The following is a 20,014-nucleotide window of genomic DNA, read 5'->3' as shown; positions in this document are numbered from 1 at the left end:
AGGTGGGAAGCGGCAGGGAGCAGCCAAGCGTCCCTTCGATCGGCTGTCAATACCACGCTGTGCTCTGGCAAATACAGGTGTAGCGGGACCATGCAAGGTTCTTCGGAAGGGACTTGCTTCTTTCATTGACAGCAGAAAAGAACAACCCTATGTTTCCGGCCATGCGTTCGACGCCTCCTCGCGAGGCGGTCCCGGCGACGACGCCGGCCGCTTCCCTCGTCTTCACCACCCTCCTCTCGCACGGTCCGCTCACCCGGGCCGAGATCGGGCGGCGGACCGCGCTGTCCGCGGCCGCGGTCACCAAGGCGGTCCGCCCGCTGCTTGAGGTCGGTTACCTGGTCGAGGGCGCGGACGACGGGGCGCCGATCGGCGGAGCAGCGACCGGCGGAGCACCGGGCAGCGGGGTGCCGGGCGGTGCGTCGCGGCCCGTGCTGGGCCGCCCGGCCAACCGGGTCCGGGTGGACGGGGGCCGGGCGCTGTTCATCGGGATCAAGGTGACGGGGGACGAGATCATCGCCGTCCTGGCCGACCTGTGCTGCCGCATCCGGGTCGCCCGGCACGTGCGGCTCACCGGCCGCGCCCCGGAGGCGGTGCTGCCGCCGCTCACCGCGCTGGTGCAGGAACTCCTGACGGAGGCCGACGGGTTCGGTGTCCGGGTGCAGGGGCTCGGCATCGCGGTCTCCGGTGACGTGGACCGCGCGCACGGCGTCGTCCGCTACTCGCCCTTCCTGGAGTGGCGGGACATCGCGCTCGCCGAGATCATGGAGACCGCCACCGGGCTGCCGGTCACGGTCGACAACGACGTACGGGCCCTCACGGTCGCCGAGCAGTGGTTCGGCGCTGGCGTCGGGTTCTCCGACTTCGCCCTGGTGACCGTGGGCGCCGGCATCGGCTGCGGCCTGGTGGTGCACGGCCGGGTGGTGTCGGGCGCGCACGGCGTGGCCGGCGAGATCGGGCACCTGTCCATCGACCCGCTCGGCCCGCCCTGCCACTGCGGCAACAACGGCTGCGTGGAGGCGATCGCGGCGGACCCGGCCATCCTCCGCCGGGTCCGCGAGGCCACCGGACTGCCCGTGGCCACCGCCGCCGAGGCGCTGGAGCTGGCGCACCGCGGCGACCCCGGCGCCCGGGACGTCTACGCCCGGGCCGGTGAGGCCATCGGCAGGGCCATCGGTTCCGTGGTCAACGTCCTCGGCCCGGAACGGGTGATCATCTCCGGCGAGGGCCTGGCCGCCTACGACCTGTTCGCCGAGGGCATCCGCGACGCCCTGGCGGCGTCCGCATTCGGCGCCGCCGCGCAGTGCGACGTGATGACGCGTCCGCTGCCCTTCGAGGAGTGGGCGCGCGGGGCCGCGGCCACCGCGATCCAGTCCTTCATCGGAACAGACACGTACTAGGAGTAGCGATGACGCTGCAGAGCCGCACCCCCAAGGCCGCCACAGGTGCCAGCCGCAGAAAGGTGGTCCAGGGGCTGCTGGGCGCCTGTGCCGCCGCCCTGGCCACGCCCGCCCTCGCCGCCTGCGGCTCGGGGGCGGCGGCCGACCCGAAGACGGTGACGTTCGGGTCGAACGGCGCGGACGCCACCCCGAAGAAGGCCTACGCCGCCCTCACCGCCGCCTTCCACAAGAGCAGCAAGCTCACCGTCAAGACGAACACCGTCGACCACGACACGTTCCAGAAGAGCATCTCCACCTACCTCCAGGGCACCCCGGACGACGTCTTCACCTGGTTCGCCGGCTACCGCATGCAGTACTTCGCCAAGAAGGGCCTCGCCACCCCCATCGACGACGTCTGGGAGAAGATAGGCGCCGGCTTCGGGGACGCCACCAAGCAGCTCTCCAAGGGCGAGGACGGCAAGTACTACTTCGTGCCGCTGTACAACTACCCCTGGGCGGTCTTCTACCGGAAGAGCGTGTTCCAGAAGTACGGCTACGAGATCCCGCGGAACTGGAGCCAGTTCACGGCGCTCGCCAAGCGGATGAAGAAGGACGGGCTCTCCCCGATCGCCTCCGGCTACGGCGGCGGCGACAGCTGGAGCATCCTCGGTGCCTTCGACTACCTCAACCTCCGCGCCAACGGCTACGACTTCCACATGTCGCTGATGCGCGGCAAGGTCTCCTGGACCGACAAGCGGGCCGCCCGCACCATCGACCTGTGGCGCGAGATCGCCCCGTACTACCAGACGGGCGCGGCGGGCCGCTCCTGGCAGGACGCCGCGCAGTCGCTGCTCGACAAGAAGTCCGGCATGGCGATCATCGGCCTCTTCCTGGGCCAGCAGATCACCGACGAGTCGCTCCGCTCCGACATCGACTTCTTCCCGTTCCCGGAGATCGACTCCGCGTACGGCCAGGACACGGTCGAGGCGCCCACGGACGGCTTCATGCTCAGCCGGGGGCCGAAGAACCCCGACGGCGCCAGGAAGTTCCTGGAGTTCCTCGGCAGTGCCAAGGCCGAGAACCTCTACGGGGGCGTCGACCCCAGCAACGTCGCCGTCAACACCGGTGCCGACACCGGCTCGTACAACGCGCTGCAGAAGAAGTCAGCCGCGCTGATCGCCGGCGCCAAGCACCTCACCCAGTTCGCGGACCGCGACAGCGACCCCGGATTCATCTCCACGGTGATCGAGCCCGGCTTCGCCGAGTGGCTGAACCACCCCGACGACGGCTCGGCCCTGCTGAAGAAGATCGAGTCGCAGCGCTCGCACTTCTTCACGGCCTGACGGCACGGCCGGCACCGCGCCCGACACCACCTTAAGAGGTCCACCATGTCATCCGTGCGCCCCGCGCCCCGGTCCCCGGACACCGCGCCCCGGTCCTCCTCGCGCGCACGCTTCCGCCCCTCTCGTCAGCGCAGCCTCGGTCCTGGTGACCGCCTCTTCCTGACGGTCGTCGTCGGCATCCCGCTGCTCGCCCTGCTGGTCTTCGTGTGGCTGCCGGCGCTGGCCTCCGTCGGCCTGTCCTTCACCAGCTGGGACGGCCTCACGCTCTCCGACATCCACTGGGTCGGGTTCGGCAACTACCAGCAGATCTTCACCAACTACCCGCCGTTCTGGCCGGCCGTGCGGCACAACGTGCTCTGGCTGCTGTTCACGGCCCTGCTGCCCACCCCGTTCGGGGTCTTCCTCGCCTACCAGCTCGACCGGAAGATCCGCTTCACCCGGATCTACCAGACCGCGATCTTCATGCCGATGGTGCTCTCCCTGGCGGTCGTCGGCTTCATCTGGGAGATCATCTACAACCCCGACACCGGCCTGCTGAACGGTGTCATCGGCGCCGTCTCGTCCGGGCACCACATCGACTGGCTGGGCAACCCGCACCTCAACCTGTGGGCCGTCCTCGTCGCGTCCGGCTGGCGGCACACCGGCTACATCATGATCCTCTACCTGGCCGGCCTGAAGGGCTTCGACCCCGCCCTGAAGGAGGCCGCCGCGCTGGACGGCGCCAACGGACGCCAGACGTTCCTCCGTGTGGTGCTGCCGGCCATGAAACCCGTCAACATCATCATCCTGGTCGTCACCGTCATGGAGTCGCTGCGCGCCTTCGACATCGTCTACGTGCTCGGCGGCGGCACCGGCAGCAAACCCGGCATGGAGCTGCTCTCCCTGCTCATCAGCGACAACATCATCGGCGAGTCCAGCCACATCGGGTACGGCTCCGCCCTCGCGGTGATCCTGCTGCTGGTCTCCCTCGCCGCGATCGGGACCTTCCTCGTGACGACCTTCCGCAAGGAGGACCAGTGACCGCGACCGCCTCCCCGCCGGCCTCCCGGTCACGCGCCCCGCTGGCCGCGCCGGCGGCCGCCCCGAACCGGCCCCGGCGGCAGACCGGGCGGCACCTGATGCTCGGCGGCATCGCGCTGCTGTGGCTCGTCCCGCTGCTGTGGGCGGTCTACACCTCCCTGCGGCCCTACTCCGACACCACCAGGCACGGCTACCTGTCCTGGCCGCACAGCATCAGCTTCGGGAACTTCTCGGACGCCTGGAACCAGTCCGGGATGCCGCACTTCTTCTGGAACTCGGTGCTCATCACCGTGCCCGCGGTGCTCGGCACGCTGCTGTTCGCCTCGGCGGTGGCGTTCTTCGTCTCGCGGTTCGACTTCCGGTGGAACGTCGCGCTGCTCATGCTGTTCACCGCGGGCAACCTGATCCCCGCCCAGGTGCTGATCACCCCGCTGTACAAGCTCTACCTGCTGCTGCCCCTGCCCGCGTGGATGAGCGACTCGCTGCTCGTCTACAACTCGCTGTGGGGCATCATCTTCATCCACATCGCCTACCAGTGCGGCTTCTGCACCTTCGTGCTGAGCAACTACATGAAGACGATTCCGAAGGAGATCTTCGAAGCCTCCCGCGTCGACGGCGCCCCCGTCTGGCGCCAGTTCCTCCAGATCGTGCTGCCGCTGTGCCGGCCGGCGTTCGCGGCGCTCGCGACCCTGGAGTCCATCTGGATCTACAACGACTTCTTCTGGTCCCTCGTCCTCATCCAGACCGGCGACAAGCGTCCGATCACCTCGGCCCTGGCCAACCTCCAGGGCCAGTACTTCACCAACCCCAACCTGATCGCGGCCGGCGCCCTCATGACCGCGATCCCCACCCTGCTGGTCTACTTCGCGCTCCAGCGCCAGTTCATCAGCGGGCTCACCATCGGCTCCGGTAAGGGCTGAGCCGCCACCCCCGACGTCCCGACGGTCGCCCCCCGACCGGCCGGCCCCCCGGCGTCAAGGAACGCACGTCCCCTGCCCGGTTCCACCGCGCTGTCCCCTCGCGATCCGACAACAGGAGGTCCGGCCCATGCGGTCACCCTCGAACCCGACGCCGGGCGCCGCGCCCGCCCGCCCGGCGCGCCGCTCCCTCAGATCCGTGCTGGTGCTGGCCGTCACCGCCGCACTGGCGGCCGCCGCGCCCACCGCCGGCGCTGCCACCGGGGCCCCGGCCGCCACCCCGGCCGCCCACACCGCCCCGGCCACCGCCCGGCCCGCGGGCACCGCCGCGACCGCCCCCACCCTCGCGGCCAAGCCCTACATGGGCTGGTCCAGCTGGAGCATGCAGTCGTCCAAGTACCCGGGCCTCAACCCGGACGGCGACTACAGCTACCTCACCGAGGCCAACGTCCTGAAGCAGACCGACGCCCTCGCCGCCAGGCTGAAGCCCTACGGCTACGACTACGTCAACATCGACGCCGGCTGGTGGCGCGACAACACCTGGAAGCCGGAGTTCGACAAGTACGCACGCCAGACGCCCGACCCGGTCCGCTTCCCGCACGGCATGAAGTCGGTGGCCGACCACATCCACGCCAAGGGCCTCAAGGCCGGCATCTACCTGCCCGTCGGCCTGGAGAAGGAGGGCTACGCCGACGGCAAGGCCCCCATCTGGGGCACCACCGACTGCACCACCGCCGACATCGTCTACCCCGACCTGCGCACCACCAACGGCTGGGACAGCGCCTACAAGCTGGACTTCTCCCGCCCCTGCGCGCAGAAGTACATCGACTCCCAGGCGCAGCTGTTCGCCGACTGGGGCTATGACTTCCTCAAGCTGGACGGCGTGGGCCCGGGCTCGTTCAAGACCGGCGACAACTACGACAACGTCCCCGACGTCGCCGCCTGGCACAAGGCGATCGCGGCCACCGGGCGCCCCATCCACCTCGAACTCTCCTGGTCCCTCGACATCGGCCACGCCGCCGACTGGCAGAAGTACTCCAACGGCTGGCGCATCGACACGGACGTCGAGTGCTACTGCGACACGCTCGTCAGCTGGGAGAACTCCGTCAACGATCGGTGGAACGACGCCCCGGCGTGGACCCACGAGGCGGGCCCCGGCGGCTGGAACGACCTGGACGCCATCGACGTCGGCAACGGTGAGATGGACGGCATCACCAAGGCCGAGCGGCAGAGCTACATGACCCTGTGGGCCATCAACAAGTCGCCGCTGTTCACCGGTGACGACATCACCCGGCTCGACGACTACGGGCTCTCGCTGCTCACCAACCGCGAGGTCATCGCCGTCGACCAGAGCGACGCGCCCGTGGCACGCCCCGTCACCCCCGTCGGCGACCAGCAGGTCTGGGCCACCAGGAACACCGACGGCAGCTACACGGTCGCCCTGTTCAACCTCGGCTCCGCCCCGGCGTCCGTCACCGCCCACTGGGCGGCCCTCGGCTTCACCGGCAACGCCACCGTGCGCGACCTGTGGAACAAGGAGAGCCTCGGCACCCACAAGGACGCCATCACCGAGGCGCTGCCCGCACACGGCTCGCGGCTGTTCACCGTGCGCCCCGGCGGCTCCCGGCTCGTCACCACCGGCTACGAGGCCGAGGCGACCGCCAACACGCTCACCGGCAACGCCTCCGTCGCCGACTGCGACGCCTGCTCCGGCGGCAAGAAGGTCGGCAACCTGTACACCGGCGGCGCGCTGCGGTTCAACGGCGTCACGGTGGACAAGGACGGGATCTACACCGTGAGCGTCCGCTACATCAGCGGTGACCCCCGCTCGGTGACCGTGTCCTCGAACGGTGGGCACGGCAGCAGCCTGCCCTTCCCCGCCACCGGCGACTGGGGCACGACCGACACGGTCGGTGTCCAGCTCGCGCTGAAGAAGGGCACCAACACCATCACCTTCGACAGCGGCAGCGGATACGCGCCCGACATCGACCGCATCGACGTGCCGCGCACCGTCTGACAGCTCGTCGCCCCGCGCCCCTGCCGGTGCGCAGCCCCACCCTGAAGGGGCGCGGGGAACTGGCGGCGCGGACAACGCCCTCCAGGCAGTGCGGGAGCGACCAGCCACAGGAGACCCGCAGGTCGCCACCGTCCCGGAGGGGCAGTGTCTGTCGCAGCCGGACCACCGGCCGGTGGGGGTTGCTCGCGCAGTTCCCCGCGCCCCTTGGGGAGCCGGGGCGCAGCCCCGCATTCTCTTCCCGAACACGCCGTCCCCCCCCGACATGGAGTGTCACCGTGGACATCCCGCACACCGACGTACCAGGCAACCGGCCCAGCCGCAGAGGCTTCCTCGCGCTGGCCGCCGCGGCCGGCGCGGTTACCGCGCTGGGCCTGCCCGCCTTCACCGCCTCGGCGGCCCCGCGCCGCCCGGCCGAGTCCCCGCTGCTGTCCGACGCCGACGCGGCACCCAACCGCCTGTGGTGGCAGGCCCCCGGCTCACCGGGCTCGATGATCCAGCAGGGCCTGCCGGTCGGGAACGGCCGCCTCGGCGCGCTCGCGAGCAACGATCCCGCCGGCGAACTGCTGATGATCACCGACGCGGCGCTGTGGACCGGCGGCCTCAACGACACCCTGGACGCCGACGGCCAGTTCCCCTACGGCCGCGACGACTTCGGCTCCCTCACCCTGCTGGCGAAGCTCACCGTCGACATCGAGGGCCACGACCTCGGCGCCGTCGACGGCTACCGGCGCACCCTCGACATGGCCCAGGGCCTGGTCACCGCCTCGTACCGGCTGGACGGCGTCACGTACGAACGGCAGATCTTCGCCAGCAGGCCCGACGACGTCATCGTGCTGCACTTCGGCCAGCGCGGCGGCGGCGTCTACACCGGCACCGTCTCCCTCGCCGGCACGCACGGCGAGACCACCACGGCGAGCGGTGCCGGAGGGTACGCGTCCTTCGGCGCCGCGCTCGGCAACGGCCTGAAGTACGGTGCCGCCGTCACCGCACGCAGCAGCACCGGCAAGGTCTCCGTGTCCGGGACGTCGATCACGTTCAGCGGCTGCCGGGACCTCACCGTCGTCGTCAGCGGCGGCACCGACTACGCGCCCGACGCCGCCGCCGGGTTCCGGGACCCGGCCGTGGACCCGGAGCGGCTGGCCCGCACCAAGGTCCAGGACGCGGCGGCGCACTCGGCGACGGCCCTGCTGTACACCCATGTCGCCGACTTCCGCCCGGTGTTCGAACAGTTCGCCCTCGACCTCGGCGGCTCCTCGGCCGACCAGCGTGCCCTGGACACCTGGGAGCGGCTCCAGGCCCGCTACCGGGACGACGTTCCCGACCCGGAGCTGGAGGCCGGCTATGTGCAGTTCGGCCGCTACCTGATGATCTCCGGATCGCGCGGGGTCCTGCCGATGGGCCTGCAGTCCGTGTGGCTGGACGGCAACGACCCGGACTGGATGGGCGACTACCACACCGACATCAACATCCAGATGAACTACTGGATGGCCGACCGGGCGGGCCTGTCCGCGTGCTTCGACGCGCTCGCGGACTACTGCCTCGCCCAGCTGTCCTCCTGGACGGACGTCACCCGGCGGCTCTTCAACACCCCCACCAACCGGTACCGCAACTCCAGCGGCAAGGTGGCCGGCTGGGCCGTCGCCTTCTCCACCAACCCCTACGGCGGCTCCGGCTGGTGGTGGCACCCGGCCGCCAACGCCTGGCTCTGCCAGAGCCTGTTCGAGCACTGGGAGTACACCCAGGACCGCGGCTACCTGGAGAAGATCTTCCCCCTCCTCAAGGGCGCCGTGGAGTTCTGGGAGGCCCGCCTCGTCACCACGACCGTCACCGACGCGTCCGGCGCCTCCCGCGAAGTGCTGATCGACGACAGCGACTGGTCGCCCGAGCAGGGCCCCCAGGACGCGAAGGGCATCACCTACGCCCAGGAACTGGTCTGGAACCTCTTCGGCAACTACCACACCGCCACCGAGGTGCTCGGCCGCGACGCCGACCACCGGAAGACGGTCGACGGCCTGCGCGCCCGCCTCTACCTGCCCGTGGTCAGCCCCAAGACCGGCTGGCTGGAGGAGTGGATGTCGCCGGACAACCTCGGCGAGACCACACACCGGCACCTCTCGCCGCTCTTCGGCCTCTTCCCCGGCGACCGGATCCGCCCGGACGGCTCGACGCCGAAGGACATCGTCGACGGTGCCACGGCCCTGCTCACCGCCCGCGGCATGGACAACTTCGGCTGGGCCAACGCCTGGCGCAGCCTGTGCTGGGCCCGCCTGAAGGACGCCGACAAGGCCTACCGGCTCGTCGTCACCAACCTGAAGCCGTCCGTGAACGGCGGCAACGGCAGCGCGATGAACCTCTTCGACATCTACGAGACCGAGCCGGGCCGCGGCATCTTCCAGATCGACGCCAACTTCGGCACCCCGTCCGCCGTCGCCGAGATGCTGCTCTACTCGCGCCCCGGGCACGTCGAACTGCTCCCCGCGCTGCCCGCCGCCTGGGCGGCGTCCGGATCGGTGTCCGGCGTGGGCGTGCGCGGCGGCTTCGTCGCCGACCTGAGCTGGCGGGACGGCAAGGTCACCGAGGTGACGCTGAGGAGCGTCGGCGGCCGGAGCACGACCGTCGTGGCCGGCGGCAGGTCCCACCAGGTCACCGTCAGGCCCGGCGGGTCGGTCACGCTCCGCCACCCCTGAGCCGCCCCGGCCCGGCGCTCGCTCCGGCGCGCCGGGCCGGCCGGCGCACCCCGGCTGCTCAATCGGCACTTCCCGGCCACCCGGCCGGCGCACTTCCTGGCCGGGTGGCCGGCGCACCCCCGGCCACCCGGCCGGCTCCCTCACCGGTACCCCCGCGGCAATTCACCCTGCACGGCGGGCGTGGCCCGCTGCGCGCGACAACGAAGACGCGACGAAGAGGAGTGGAGAACGACGATGTCCCACGAGAAGAGACGCCCCGCGCCCCTGAAGAGACGCCCCGCGCTCATGCGCCGGGCCCGCCGCAGCGCCCTGCTCCTGGCCGTGGCCGGCGCGCTGGCCGGCACGGCCCTGGCGGTGGTGCCGCCGGGCACCGCCCACGCGGCGCCGGACACCGTGCGGGGGGCGGGCACCGGGACGGCGTCCCCCACCCACGGCACCCGGGTCAGCGCCTGGTCGCCCAGCATGACCACCGCGGGCCCCGCCTTCGCCGACCAGACCATCCGGATGGTGGCGCACAGCAGTGTCGCCGGCTCCGACGTCCGCATCACCCTCTCCAACCGCTACAGCGACACCCCGCTCGACGTCGGCGCGGTGACCATGGCCGTCCAGCGCGGCGGGGGAGAGGCGGAGCAGGGCACCACCCGTACCGTCACCTTCGGCCACGCGGAGCGGTTCACGATCCCGGCGGGCGCGGAGGCGGTCAGCGACCCCGTCCCGATCACGGTGAGCGCCGGCGAGAACCTGCTCGTCAGCCTCTACGTGCCCCATGCGACGGGCGCGTCCACCTGGCACTCCGACGCCTTCGACACCACGTACACCGCCGCCGGGAACCACGCCGGCGACGAGGGCGCCGCCGCGTTCGGGACCACCTCCACGTCCTGGTACTACCTGGCGGGCCTGGACGTCGTCTCGCCGACCGCGAAGGGCACCGTCGTCGCCTTCGGCGACTCGATCACGGACGGCTACCACTCCTCCACCGGAACCTACACCCGCTGGCCCGACTTCCTCGGACGCCGGCTCGGCGCCGCTCCGGGACCGCAGCGGCTGAGCGTGGTGGACGCCGGGATCGGCGGCAACCGCGTGCTCACCGACGTGCCCAACCTCTGGCAGGGCGTCAGCGCGCTCAAGCGCTTCGGCCACGACGCGCTCGGCCAGCCGGGCGTCAAGGACGTGATCCTCTTCGAGGGCATCAACGACATCGGCAACAACGCGGGACCGAACGGCGCGCCGCTGACCGCCCAGGACCTCGTGGCCGGCTACCGCACCCTGATCCATGCGGCGCACGCGGCGCACGTCCGCGTCATCGGCGCCACCCTGATGCCCGACGAGGGCAACGGGTACTACACGCCCGCGGCCGAGGCGATCCGGCAGGACGTCAACCACTGGATCCGCACCTCGGGCGCCTTCGACGGCGTCATCGACTTCGACCGCGCCATGCGCGACCCCGCGCACCCGACGGCGCTCGACCCCGCCTACGACGCGGGCGACCACATCCACCCCAACGACGCCGGCATGCAGGTCATGGCCGACGCGATCGACCTGCGGCTGCTGCACCCCTGACGCGCGGCGGCCGCAGGTCCCGGGGCCCGTTGGGCCCGGTACCCGGTGGGCGGTGACGCCCACGGCCCCGGCGAGCGGGTGCCGGCCGACACGCCCGGCCGGCACCCGCTCACCGACGCCCGTCCGCCGTCCCGTGCCGGCGGGCGGGCGACGGTGCCGGCGCCACCGGGGGGCCTGCCGCGTCAGATCGAACGGGCGGGTGAACGGCGGTGGCCGGTAGGGGATGTACGCGGTCTCCGCCACCGCGCAGTGCTCGCGGGCCGCGGCGTTCACGGCCCGGGCCTCGGGGCCGCCTCATGCCCCTCGTGAACGCCGGCTTCCGGGCGGCGCGCACGGTGTCGCCCGCCATGGCGCCGGCCCGACGGCCCTGGGATACGACCAGTCGTATGCCCTGCCCTGCCGCCGCTTGGGCGCGGTGCCGCGGCGGCTCAGGGCCGGTACTCGGCGGCCGCGGTCGGCAGGGCCAGTTCGGCGCTGTGCAGCTGGGCCAGCAGGACCGCCACGTCCTGCTTGGCGTGCGCGGCGGCGGGTGGGTGGGTGGCGGCCAGGTGGCCGGCGGCCTCCTCGGCGTTCGCGCCGTCGAGCAGCGTCCGCACCACCAGCGCCGCGCTGGCGTTGAGCTGCCAGTACCGGCCGGTCGCCCGGTCCCACAGCACCATGCCGCCCACGGTGGGCACCGCGCTGACGTGCGGGTGCAGGGTGAGGGGAGCGGTGGCCGCGGTGGCCGCCCGGGTGCCGTGGCGCGGCGGGCGGCCGACGGTGGCGGCCGGCCGCGGGACGCCGGAACGCAGGGCGTCGGGGCGCCGCCCGGTGGGTGCTTGGGCGCGCTGTTCGGCGGCGACGGCGCGCAGCCAGCTCTCGCAGGCCAGCGTGGCGTCCAGGTCCGTCGGTGTCATGAGGCCGGCGTCCGGGCGGAGCAGTGCCTGCCGCACCGCCGCGTCGTCGACCAGGCCGTGCCGCGCCAGCTCCGAGCCGTCGAACAGCGCCAGCAACTCGGCGCGGTGCCGCAGCAGTCCGGCGGACAGCCCCGTGGAAGGGCCGGTGGGCGGGGCGGCGTACGGGTCGGTGTCGGCGTACGGGTCGTCGTCGGCGTACGGGTCGGTGTCCATGTCCGCCAGGAGACCGGCGCCCGGCTCGTGCCCGGCCGTACGGCGGAGCAGCGCGTCCGGGACGGCGCCCCGCATCGCCGCCGTGAGCAGCGGCTTGAACTCCCATGGCGAGCAGCGGCTCTCCAGGCGTACGGCCAGCACCGCGGCGAGCACCTGGTCGTCCAGGTACGGCAGCGTGAGCCGTACGCCCGCGGCGCTGGTCAGCCGGTCCGCCTGGCGGGCCGCGGCGCCCGTCGCCCGCGCCCTCAGCAGCACCTCGTGCTGGGCGCGCTGGGCGGCGAGCGGTGCCACCGGCTCGCGGACCGCGCCGAGCAGCAGCTCACGGGCGGCGTCCGCGGCGTCCGCCGTCGCCCACGCGGGCAGCCGCGGCGGCGGTGACCAGGTGAAGGCGGCCTGGTGTCCGCCGGTCCTGGGCGCGGTGAGGGCGGCGGCGTGGTCGCGCACCTCACGGGCCGGGCTGCGGCAGTCGGCCAGCGCCCGCAGCGTGCCCGTCCACGGCCCGCGGGCCCTCACATGCGCGCCGTGCAGGTGCCGCAGGGCGGTGCACGGACGCGTCCGCACCAGGTCGTGCACATACGTACGGCCCGGCCGGAACAGCTCGTCGCCGCCGTGCCCCGCCAGGTGCACCCGGGAGCCCTCGGCAGCCAGGGCGCGGGCCAGCTCGCCGAGCCGGGCCCGGCCGCGCACCCAGGCGAACGGCTCGTCGGGGTCGGCGGGCGGCGCGTGCGGGCCCAGTCCCGCGAACATCGGCGCGAGCGCCGCGACCGGGTCCACCCGGTGCCGGGCGTCCGGCAGCGCCTCGGCCACCAGCGCGGCGTACCGGTCGCCGCCGCTGCCCGTGCCGTGCCCCGCCCACCGGTGGGTGACCAGGCCGGCCGGTCCCCGGGCGGCCAGGAAGGCGAGGCTCGCGTCGTCGATGCCGCCGGACAGGCCGACGCTGACCGTGCCGCCGTCACCGGTGCGGGCCGCCACCGCCGCGGCGAGCGCCTCCCGCACCGCGGAGGCGCCCTCGGCCAGCGGCAGCGCCGGCTCCGGTGGCGTCCAGCGGCGCCGGGCGCTCACCGAGCCGTCCGGCTCCAGGGCCAGCCAGTGGTCGCCGGCCACCGCGCGCACCCCGCGCCAGGGCGTGGACTCGTGCAGCGGGAACGGTGCGGTGCGCAGCGCGAGACGCAGGGCGAGCCAGGACGCGTCCCAGTCCGCGCCGGTCAGCCGGGCGAGCAGGTGCGGCGAGTCCGCGGCGATCGCCGTGCCCCGGAACCGGGCGTGCGCCACCCGCCGCACCGAGGCCAGCGACCCCTGCACCCGCACCCGCCCACCCACCGACGCGACCAGGTGGAAGCAGCCGGGCGCCCCGGCGACCGCCGCCTCCGCGTCCTCCACCGACCGCACCCCGGCCAGCCGCCCGCTCAGCGTCGCGGCGGAGAGGGGGCAGAACCCGATCACCGCCACCCGTGCCGTACCGGCCGCGGCGACCGTCACCCGGCCGTCCGGCCAGTGGCCCACCAGCCAGGGCCGCCTGGAGGCGTGCTCGACGATGTCCTCCGCGCGCGGCAGCAGGGCGCGGGCCGCGGGCAGAGCACGGTCGCTGTCCGGCAGGACCACGAACCACTCATCCATGGCGTGCTGGACCCATCAGCCGAGACCCCTCTCCCCATGCCGCCTGTCCGCTGTGTGCCGCTCGTCCACCGTGTGCTGCCTGTCCGCTGTGTGCCGCTCGGGTGCTGTGTGCCGCCGGTGCCCCGCGTGCCGCCGGTGCCCCGCGTGCCGCTCGTCCCTCGCATGCCGGCTGTCCGCCCCGTGCCACCTGTCCGCCCCGGGCCGACGTCCTCGCCGTGCCGGCGCGTCCGCCACCGCACCCGCCGCCCCGCCGCCGGACGTACGGGCCCCCGAACGGCCGCATCCTGGGGACATGCCCGTCCGGCACACGGAGAACCGGGATCGAGAGGCAAACCACCCACGGCGTGGTATCCGGTGCACGACGTCCCCACCGCACGGGGCCGCCCACCCGGCCGGGCCCGCCGGCGCACGGCCGGGCGCCGAGCGCGGCACCGGGGCGCCGAGCGCGGCGCCGCCGTGGCGGGGCGGCCCGGCCCGCGCGGCCACGGCACGGCGACCGGGGGCCACGGCACGGCGACCGGGGGCCGCGGCACGGCGACCGGGGGCCAGGTGGTCACGTTGGGACTGCCCCGGGCCTTTGAGGACCATCAGGTGCGGATGCGCGGGGACTCGGTGCGCACCGGGCAGATCTCCGGCCGCCCCGGGCAGATCTCCGGCCGCCCCGGGGGGAGTACGGCCGCGGCGGGTACGGGGCGTACGGCTGCTGTGGTGGCTGGGTCATCGACGTGCTCCCGTGATCGGTGCGGGCGGAGCCTGCGGCTGAGCGGCACGGCGCCCGCCAGGTGGCAGTGCCGTCGCCGGATGCTCTGCCCCACCACGGTCGGTACACAAACGGCAGGCCGTCACACCGGTTCTGAAACCCCACTAAGCGGTGCTCGTGTGGCTCTGGCGCGTGCGTTCTCGACCAAAGTGCCCCAGAACACCACCGGCGCACACCCTCGTTCGCACCCGCTCCCACCACACAGGGTGAGCGCCGCCGTCCTCCGGCCGCCCGCGCACCGGGCGGGACACACCGGGCACCCGTGCCCGCGCGTCAGACGGCCGGCCGGACCGGCCGGACCTAGCATGGTGCCCGCGCCCCGGGGCGCACCCCGACCGCCGCACGCCCAGGTACACCACCGCGGAAGAGGAGGCCCCGTGACCGGGACCCCGGCCCCCGTCCTCGGCAGCATCCTGCTGGCCAGCACCGACCCCGACCGCCTCAGGGCCTGGTACGAACGGGCCTTCCGCGTCCGCGCGGACGCCGACGGCTTCCTCCGCTTCGGCGGTGTCGACGTCCTGATCGACGGCCGCGACGACATCACCGAGCGCAGCCAGGGGCCCGCCCGGATCGTCCTCAACCTGCACGTCCGCGACGCGCAGGCCACCGTCGACCACCTCGACTCCCTGGACGTGACCTGGGTCGCCCCGCTGGAGTACCGGTCGCAGACGGGCCTGTGGTTCGCCACCGTCGCCGACCCGGACGGCAACCACCTGCAGATCATCGAGGCCACCCCGGCGTACCACGCAGGCAGGCGCGCCCGCACCGGGCTCGGCGTCCTGGAGACGGCCGCCGTCGCCACCCGGCTGCCCGCACAGGATCTCGAACGCGCCCGCCGCTTCTACGCCGACGTGCTCGGCCTGCGCCCGGTCGAGGTACGGCCCGGCGGCCTGCGGTACGCGTGCGGGAGCGGCGGCTTCTCGTTGTTCGCCTCCGCCGGCGGACCGTCGGGCGGGCACACCCAGATGGCCTTCGAGGTCGACGACCTCGATGCCGCCGTCCGCGAACTGCGCGGCCGCGGCGTCGTCTTCGAGGACGTGGACGTGCCCGGCCTCACCACCGTCGACGGCATCGCCGAGGTCGCGGGCAACTACCCGTCCACCGGTGCGCGGGGCGAACGCGCCGCGTGGTTCCGCGACAGCGAGGGCAACATGCTCGGCATCGGCCAGCCGCTGCGCTCCCGCTGACGTCACCCGGGCTCGGGGCGTCCCGCCACGAGGAGGGGCGCGCCCGGTGGCGCGGGAGGCCGGACCGCCGTGCGTCGCGGGCCGTGGCCCGATCCTTGCGCATGTTGTCCTCGCGCCGGCGGCGCGCGGCACGGGTCCGTGGGCACAGTGGGTGCCATGAACGTGCTCTGGATTCTGGCTCACCCCGACGCCCGGTCGCTGAACGGATCCCTGCACCGTGCGGGGGTGGCGGCGCTGACCGGCGCCGGTCACCACGTCGAGGTGTCCGACCTGTACGCGATGAAATGGAATCCGGTGGTCGACCGGGGGGACTACTTCCCGGACCGCTCGTCGGAGTGCGCGTCCACCGGCATACCGGGCGGCACCTCGGGCCGGTCGCCCGCCACCCCGGCCGGCACCTCGGACCACGCCCCGGACGGCGGGCGGCTGCGCGTGGACAAGGCCTCGCAGCGTGCGCTCGACGAGGGCGCGCTGAGCCCGGACATCCGCGCCGAGCAGGCCAAGCTCGACCGGGCCGACCTCGTCGTGACGCAGTTCCCCCTGTGGTGGTTCGGGGTGCCCGCCATCCTCAAGGGGTGGATCGACCGGGTTCTCGTGCGGGGCTACGCCTACGGCATCCCGGACCCGGACCGGCCCGGGCGCAGCCTGCGCTACGGCGCCGGCGGACTCGCGGGCAAGCGGGCGCTCGCCGTGGTGACGGTCGGCGGCGCCGCCGCGGGCTACCAGCCGCGCGGCATCGACGGCTCCCTCGAAGAGCTGCTGTTCCCGCTGCTGCACGGCACGTTCTTCTACACGGGCATGTCCGTGCTGCCGCCCGTCGCGATCCACGACGCGAACCACCTGTCCGACGCGGGCTACCGGTCCGCCGTCGCGGAACTGAGCGCACGGCTCACCGGCGCGGAGACCACGCCGCCCATCCCCTACCGCACGCAGAACGGCGGCGACTACGACGACGAGATGGTACTGCTGCCGCACGTGGCCACCGACAGGACCGGACTGGACGCGCACCGGGCATGAGGGCCGCCCGGACGGAGGCGAGCACGGGCGGCGCACACAGGATGACGCGTATTCCACCCGGCCCGGCACGCGAGGGCCCGCCCCCATGAGGGTGCGCCCGGACTGCGAGGCCCCCCGGCGCATGAGAGAGCCCCCGGATCGTGAGGGTACGGCGGCGCCCCTGACGCAGCCCGCCCGGTTCACCATGGCCCGCGGGATCCGGATGCACGCACTAGCATGTCCGCGTTCACGCCGTGCTCGGGCGACGGACCCGCACCGGACGGGCCCTGCCCCGGGGTTCCGACTCCGGCCGACACCCCGCCCGGCGCAGGCCAGCCCAGCGATGCCGGAGGAACGCCATGCCGGAGCCGACCGTCGAGATCGTCGAGGATGCGGACGAAGCCGTCGTGGACGGCTTCCGACGGCTCCTTCCGCAGTTGGGCAACGTGCTTCCGGACATGACCGCGGAGCACGTCAAGCGCGTGGTCACCACCCCTTCGAACACCGTCCTCGCGGCCCGCTCCCCCCAGGGCGTGGTCGGACTGCTCACCCTGGTCGTCGTCGTCCTGCCCACTGGGGTCACCGCCCCCGCATCGAGGACGTGGTGGTCGACGAGGCCGCGCGCGGTCAGGGCGTCGGCCTCGCCCTCGTGCGCCGGGCGCTGGACCTGGCCGAGTCCCTTGGCGCCCGCCAGGTGGACCTGACCTCACGCCCGAGCCGCGCCGCCGCCCACCGCCTGTACGAGAGGGCCGGCTTCGTCCGCAGGGAGACCCATGTCTTCCGGTACGACCTCGGGACGCGTCCGGGGTCCTGACGGCCGCGGGCTCACCGTCGTCGACGGCCACGGCGTCGAGGGGGAGGCGGCCGCCCCGGTGGAGAGCGGCGTGGCGCGGCAGCCCGGGGGCCGCCGCGCCACAGGTGACGTCCGTCTCGCTGACGTTCGTGGGGGACGGGACGTTCGTCAGCTCACCGAGATGTTGGAGTTGCCGCTGCTCTGGTAGCCCTCGGTCGCGAGGATCATGTAGTAGCTGAAGCTGCCCAGTTGCATCCCGTAGCGGGACCACGCGTCGAAGTGGTTGCCCGTGGTGATGGTTCCGCCGGTCCGCTTCGACTGCCGGACGCTCCAGAACTGGGGGAAGGTCTTGGTGCCCTCGACCGACGGGGCGTTGTACCGCATCGTCTGGTAGACGTCGTACGTGCCGCCGTCACTGGTGACGGTGCCCTTGTACGTGCCCGTGGGCCGGTAGCTGCCCCAGTTGTCGACGATGTAGTACTCCACGAGCGGGTTCGAGGTCCATCCGTAGAGGGACAGGTAGCCGTTGCCGGACGGGCTGAAGCTGCCCGAGTAGCTCACGGTCCTGCGCCCGCCGTTGCTCCAGCCCTTGCCGGCCACGAAGTTCCCGGCGTTGCTCCACGAGGTGCTGTAGCTGCCCCCGGACTTCAGGGTCATGGAGACAGAGCCACTGCCCTCGGTCCAGAACGAGTAGTAGTAGCCGTTGTTGGTGCCGGTCTGGTTCGTGGTGATGGTCGTGTCGGCGCGGGCGGTGCCGGGCAGCAGCACCGCGGACGTGAGCGCCAAGGCGCCGGCGCCGATGAGGCCCCTGCGGCTGAGGGCGTGGGCGGGGGCGTCGTGCTCGTACATGCTTCCTCCTCATGAAGGCCGGCGGGGGGAGCCGGACAGCGTGATACGACCCGGCGGAACCGCCGGTGACCGGGGTGGCGCCGACCGCGCGTCGGCGTCCTGCAACGCGGCGGGGCTGGCCGGACGCCGATCGGACAACGCCCGGAGGACCAGGTCGCGGCTCGTGACCCGGATCGACAGCGGTTCGGTCTGCCGATGCCGACAGTGTTGGTCCATCATCATGGACCTGTCAACTGTTCTCGCAAGCGTTGCGATAACTGTCTGTCGGTCGGCTCCCCGCGGAAGAATGATCGTTGCAGGTCAACGCCCTCCCTTAGCTGTTCGAGTCCGGCGACGGATGGCGGAGGACGTGATTCACGGGTCGGATCCGGAGCTGCGCTCTCGAAACTTTCGACTCGTCTTCCGGTCGTTGCGCGCCGTGCCGAGGGGGAGTCCCGGCCCGGCCCCTCGCGCCTCCGGGTGTGCGGACCGGCCGGCGCCGCTCGGCGTGGTCACTCTCCCCGGCCGGTGCCGGTGGTGCAGGATCGTGCCTGTCGAGGAAGGGGAATGCCGGGCCGGACGGTGTTCGGCCGTCCCGTGGAATGCGGGGAAGCGGCCAATTCCGTGAGCAGCGAATTCCGGAAGCGCGAGTTCGGGGAAGGACGGGCGCGGAGACACGGCGAGTCCGGGGAAGCGGCGAGTCGGGGGAGTGGCGAGTTCGGAGCGACGGCGGGTGGACGCTCTGAACACCGCCCCGGCCTCCGCCCCGGCCGACGGCGGAGGCGGCGTCGGCAAGAGGGGCTGCCCGGCGGCGCCGGTCGTCGCCGGCGCCGGGCTCAGGGGCCGAAGGTGAGGGACTTGAAGGCCTCCGTCTGCCGGCGGATGCCGGCTTCCGTCGGCAGCCGTTCGATCGAGCTCGCGCCGAAGAAGCCCACCACCCCGTCCGTCCGCGCGAGCACGTACTGCGCGTCCTCGGGCTCCGCGATGGGCCCGCCGTGGCACAGGACCAGGATGTCGGGATTGACCGCGACCGCCGCGTCCCGCATCGCCTGGACACGCTCGACGCACTCCTCCAGCGTGAGCGCGGTGCTCGCGCCGATGGTGCCCTTGGTGGTCAGGCCCATGTGCGGGACGACGACGTCGGCTCCCGCCTCGGCCATCGCGGTGGCCTGGGCGGTGTCGAACACGTACGGCGCGGTCAGCAGGGAGCGCTCGTGTGCGGCCGCGATCATCTCGACCTCCAGACCGAAACCCATCCCGGTCTCCTCCAGGTTCTGGCGGAAGACGCCGTCGATCAGCCCGACCGTGGGGAAGTTCTGCACCCCCGCGAACCCCGCCTCCTTGACCTGGTCCAGGAAGCGGCCCATCACCCGGAACGGGTCGGTGCCGTTGACACCCGCGAGCACGGGCGTGTCCCGGACCACGGGAAGCACCTCGTTCGCCATCTCCATCACGATCGCGTTCGCGTCGCCGTAGGCCAGCAGGCCCGCGAGTGAACCCCGGCCCGCCATCCGGTAGCGGCCGGAGTTGTACAGGATGAGCAGGTCGATGCCGCCCGCCTCGGCCGACTTCGCGGAGATGCCCGTCCCGGCGCCGCCGCCGATGACCGGGCGGCCCGCCGCCACGGTCGCCCTGAGCCGTTCGAGTGCCGTGTTCCGGTCCATGGTCGCCTTCCTTCCCGCCCACGCACGCGTGGGCACCTGCCGTCGTCCGGGCACGTACCCGGGTTGCCCGGCCGTACGGGCCCGGGTTGCCAGGCGGTACGGGCCCGGGCTGTTCCGGCGCGCCGACCCGGTGGTGCGGC

14 protein-coding genes are annotated in these 20,014 nt (G+C 73.0%); 11 read left to right on the top strand and 3 right to left on the bottom strand.

All coding sequences use genetic code 11. The features are described 5' to 3' along the window. Nucleotides 1–161: 161 nt before the first annotated feature. The 7 genes from ACSMXW_RS09990 (at nt 162) to ACSMXW_RS09960 (ending at nt 10,920) form a co-directional block, all read left to right on the top strand. On the top strand, nt 162–1,397 hold the full coding sequence (locus tag ACSMXW_RS09990; protein ID WP_485805342.1) for an ROK family protein: 1,236 nt from the start codon (nt 162–164) through the stop codon (nt 1,395–1,397). An 8-nt stretch (nt 1,398–1,405) separates the two neighbouring features. Next, the gene (locus tag ACSMXW_RS09985; protein WP_485805340.1) at nt 1,406–2,719 is read left to right on the top strand and encodes an ABC transporter substrate-binding protein; all 1,314 of its coding nucleotides are present in this window, start codon (nt 1,406–1,408) and stop codon (nt 2,717–2,719) included. 45 nt (nt 2,720–2,764) lie between these two features. Continuing rightward, nucleotides 2,765–3,739, top strand: coding sequence for a carbohydrate ABC transporter permease (locus ACSMXW_RS09980; RefSeq protein WP_485805338.1), 975 nt, complete (start codon nt 2,765–2,767; stop codon nt 3,737–3,739). Beyond that, nucleotides 3,736–4,659 (top strand): carbohydrate ABC transporter permease, encoded by a 924-nt coding sequence (locus tag ACSMXW_RS09975; RefSeq protein WP_485805336.1) that lies wholly within the window; start codon nt 3,736–3,738, stop codon nt 4,657–4,659. Before ACSMXW_RS09980 ends, ACSMXW_RS09975 begins: the two co-directional genes overlap by 4 nt. 127 nt (nt 4,660–4,786) lie before the next feature. Next, on the top strand, nt 4,787–6,673 hold the full coding sequence (locus ACSMXW_RS09970; RefSeq protein WP_485805334.1) for an alpha-galactosidase D: 1,887 nt from the start codon (nt 4,787–4,789) through the stop codon (nt 6,671–6,673). A gap of 275 nt (nt 6,674–6,948) precedes the next feature. Then, the gene (locus ACSMXW_RS09965; protein WP_485805332.1) at nt 6,949–9,360 is read left to right on the top strand and encodes a glycosyl hydrolase family 95 catalytic domain-containing protein; all 2,412 of its coding nucleotides are present in this window, start codon (nt 6,949–6,951) and stop codon (nt 9,358–9,360) included. 234 nt (nt 9,361–9,594) lie between these two features. Beyond that, nucleotides 9,595–10,920, top strand: a complete 1,326-nt coding sequence (locus ACSMXW_RS09960; protein ID WP_485805331.1) for an SGNH/GDSL hydrolase family protein — start codon at nt 9,595–9,597, stop codon at nt 10,918–10,920. 428 nt (nt 10,921–11,348) lie between these two features. Here the strand turns inward: ACSMXW_RS09960 and ACSMXW_RS09955 are convergent, their stop codons facing one another. Beyond that, complete coding sequence (locus ACSMXW_RS09955) at nt 11,349–13,646, bottom strand: lasso peptide biosynthesis PqqD family chaperone (protein ID WP_485805329.1); 2,298 nt, start codon at nt 13,644–13,646, stop codon at nt 11,349–11,351. A 1,539-nt stretch (nt 13,647–15,185) separates the two neighbouring features. Between ACSMXW_RS09955 and ACSMXW_RS09950 the strand changes: the two genes are divergently transcribed. From ACSMXW_RS09950 to ACSMXW_RS09935, 4 genes are all read left to right on the top strand, one after another. Then, a complete protein-coding gene (locus ACSMXW_RS09950) occupies nt 15,186–15,593 on the top strand; it encodes a VOC family protein (protein ID WP_485807926.1) in 408 nt (135 codons plus the stop codon). Nucleotides 15,594–15,749: 156 nt separating this feature from the next. Beyond that, a complete protein-coding gene (locus tag ACSMXW_RS09945; RefSeq protein WP_485805327.1) occupies nt 15,750–16,610 on the top strand; it encodes an NAD(P)H-dependent oxidoreductase in 861 nt (286 codons plus the stop codon). Between the two features lie 338 nt (nt 16,611–16,948). Continuing rightward, nucleotides 16,949–17,293 (top strand): hypothetical protein, encoded by a 345-nt coding sequence (locus ACSMXW_RS09940; RefSeq protein WP_485808594.1) that lies wholly within the window; start codon nt 16,949–16,951, stop codon nt 17,291–17,293. Next, the gene (locus tag ACSMXW_RS09935) at nt 17,191–17,403 is read left to right on the top strand and encodes a GNAT family N-acetyltransferase (RefSeq protein ID WP_485805325.1); all 213 of its coding nucleotides are present in this window, start codon (nt 17,191–17,193) and stop codon (nt 17,401–17,403) included. The genes ACSMXW_RS09940 and ACSMXW_RS09935 overlap by 103 nt, the downstream gene beginning before the upstream one ends. A 147-nt stretch (nt 17,404–17,550) precedes the next feature. Here ACSMXW_RS09935 and ACSMXW_RS09930 read toward each other — a convergent pair whose 3' ends face one another. Both ACSMXW_RS09930 and ACSMXW_RS09925 read right to left on the bottom strand, forming a co-directional pair. Then, nucleotides 17,551–18,231, bottom strand: a complete 681-nt coding sequence (locus ACSMXW_RS09930) for a glycoside hydrolase family 11 protein (RefSeq protein WP_485805323.1) — start codon at nt 18,229–18,231, stop codon at nt 17,551–17,553. Nucleotides 18,232–19,046: 815 nt separating this feature from the next. Beyond that, nucleotides 19,047–19,874, bottom strand: a complete 828-nt coding sequence (locus tag ACSMXW_RS09925; RefSeq protein ID WP_485805321.1) for a phosphoenolpyruvate hydrolase family protein — start codon at nt 19,872–19,874, stop codon at nt 19,047–19,049. Between the last annotated feature and the right edge of the window lie 140 nt (nt 19,875–20,014).

The organism is Streptomyces sp. DSM 116793 (genome assembly GCF_057320905.1).
Note: the sequence above shows the minus strand (reverse complement) of the source record. Positions and strands in the feature narration are given on the sequence as shown.

Bases quoted from the DNA above. Each gene is read 5' to 3' on its own strand.
- ACSMXW_RS09945 (WP_485805327.1), top strand. From the start codon at position 15,750: ATGAACGTGCTCTGGATTCTGGCTCACCCCGACGCCCGGTCGCTGAAC.
- ACSMXW_RS09955 (WP_485805329.1), bottom strand. From the start codon at position 13,646: ATGGATGAGTGGTTCGTGGTCCTGCCGGACAGCGACCGTGCTCTGCCC.
- ACSMXW_RS09990 (WP_485805342.1), top strand. From the start codon at position 162: ATGCGTTCGACGCCTCCTCGCGAGGCGGTCCCGGCGACGACGCCGGCC.
- ACSMXW_RS09925 (WP_485805321.1), bottom strand. From the start codon at position 19,874: ATGGACCGGAACACGGCACTCGAACGGCTCAGGGCGACCGTGGCGGCG.
- ACSMXW_RS09970 (WP_485805334.1), top strand. From the start codon at position 4,787: ATGCGGTCACCCTCGAACCCGACGCCGGGCGCCGCGCCCGCCCGCCCG.
- ACSMXW_RS09985 (WP_485805340.1), top strand. From the start codon at position 1,406: ATGACGCTGCAGAGCCGCACCCCCAAGGCCGCCACAGGTGCCAGCCGC.
- ACSMXW_RS09930 (WP_485805323.1), bottom strand. From the start codon at position 18,231: ATGTACGAGCACGACGCCCCCGCCCACGCCCTCAGCCGCAGGGGCCTC.
- ACSMXW_RS09960 (WP_485805331.1), top strand. From the start codon at position 9,595: ATGTCCCACGAGAAGAGACGCCCCGCGCCCCTGAAGAGACGCCCCGCG.
- ACSMXW_RS09940 (WP_485808594.1), top strand. From the start codon at position 16,949: ATGCCGGAGCCGACCGTCGAGATCGTCGAGGATGCGGACGAAGCCGTC.
- ACSMXW_RS09980 (WP_485805338.1), top strand. From the start codon at position 2,765: ATGTCATCCGTGCGCCCCGCGCCCCGGTCCCCGGACACCGCGCCCCGG.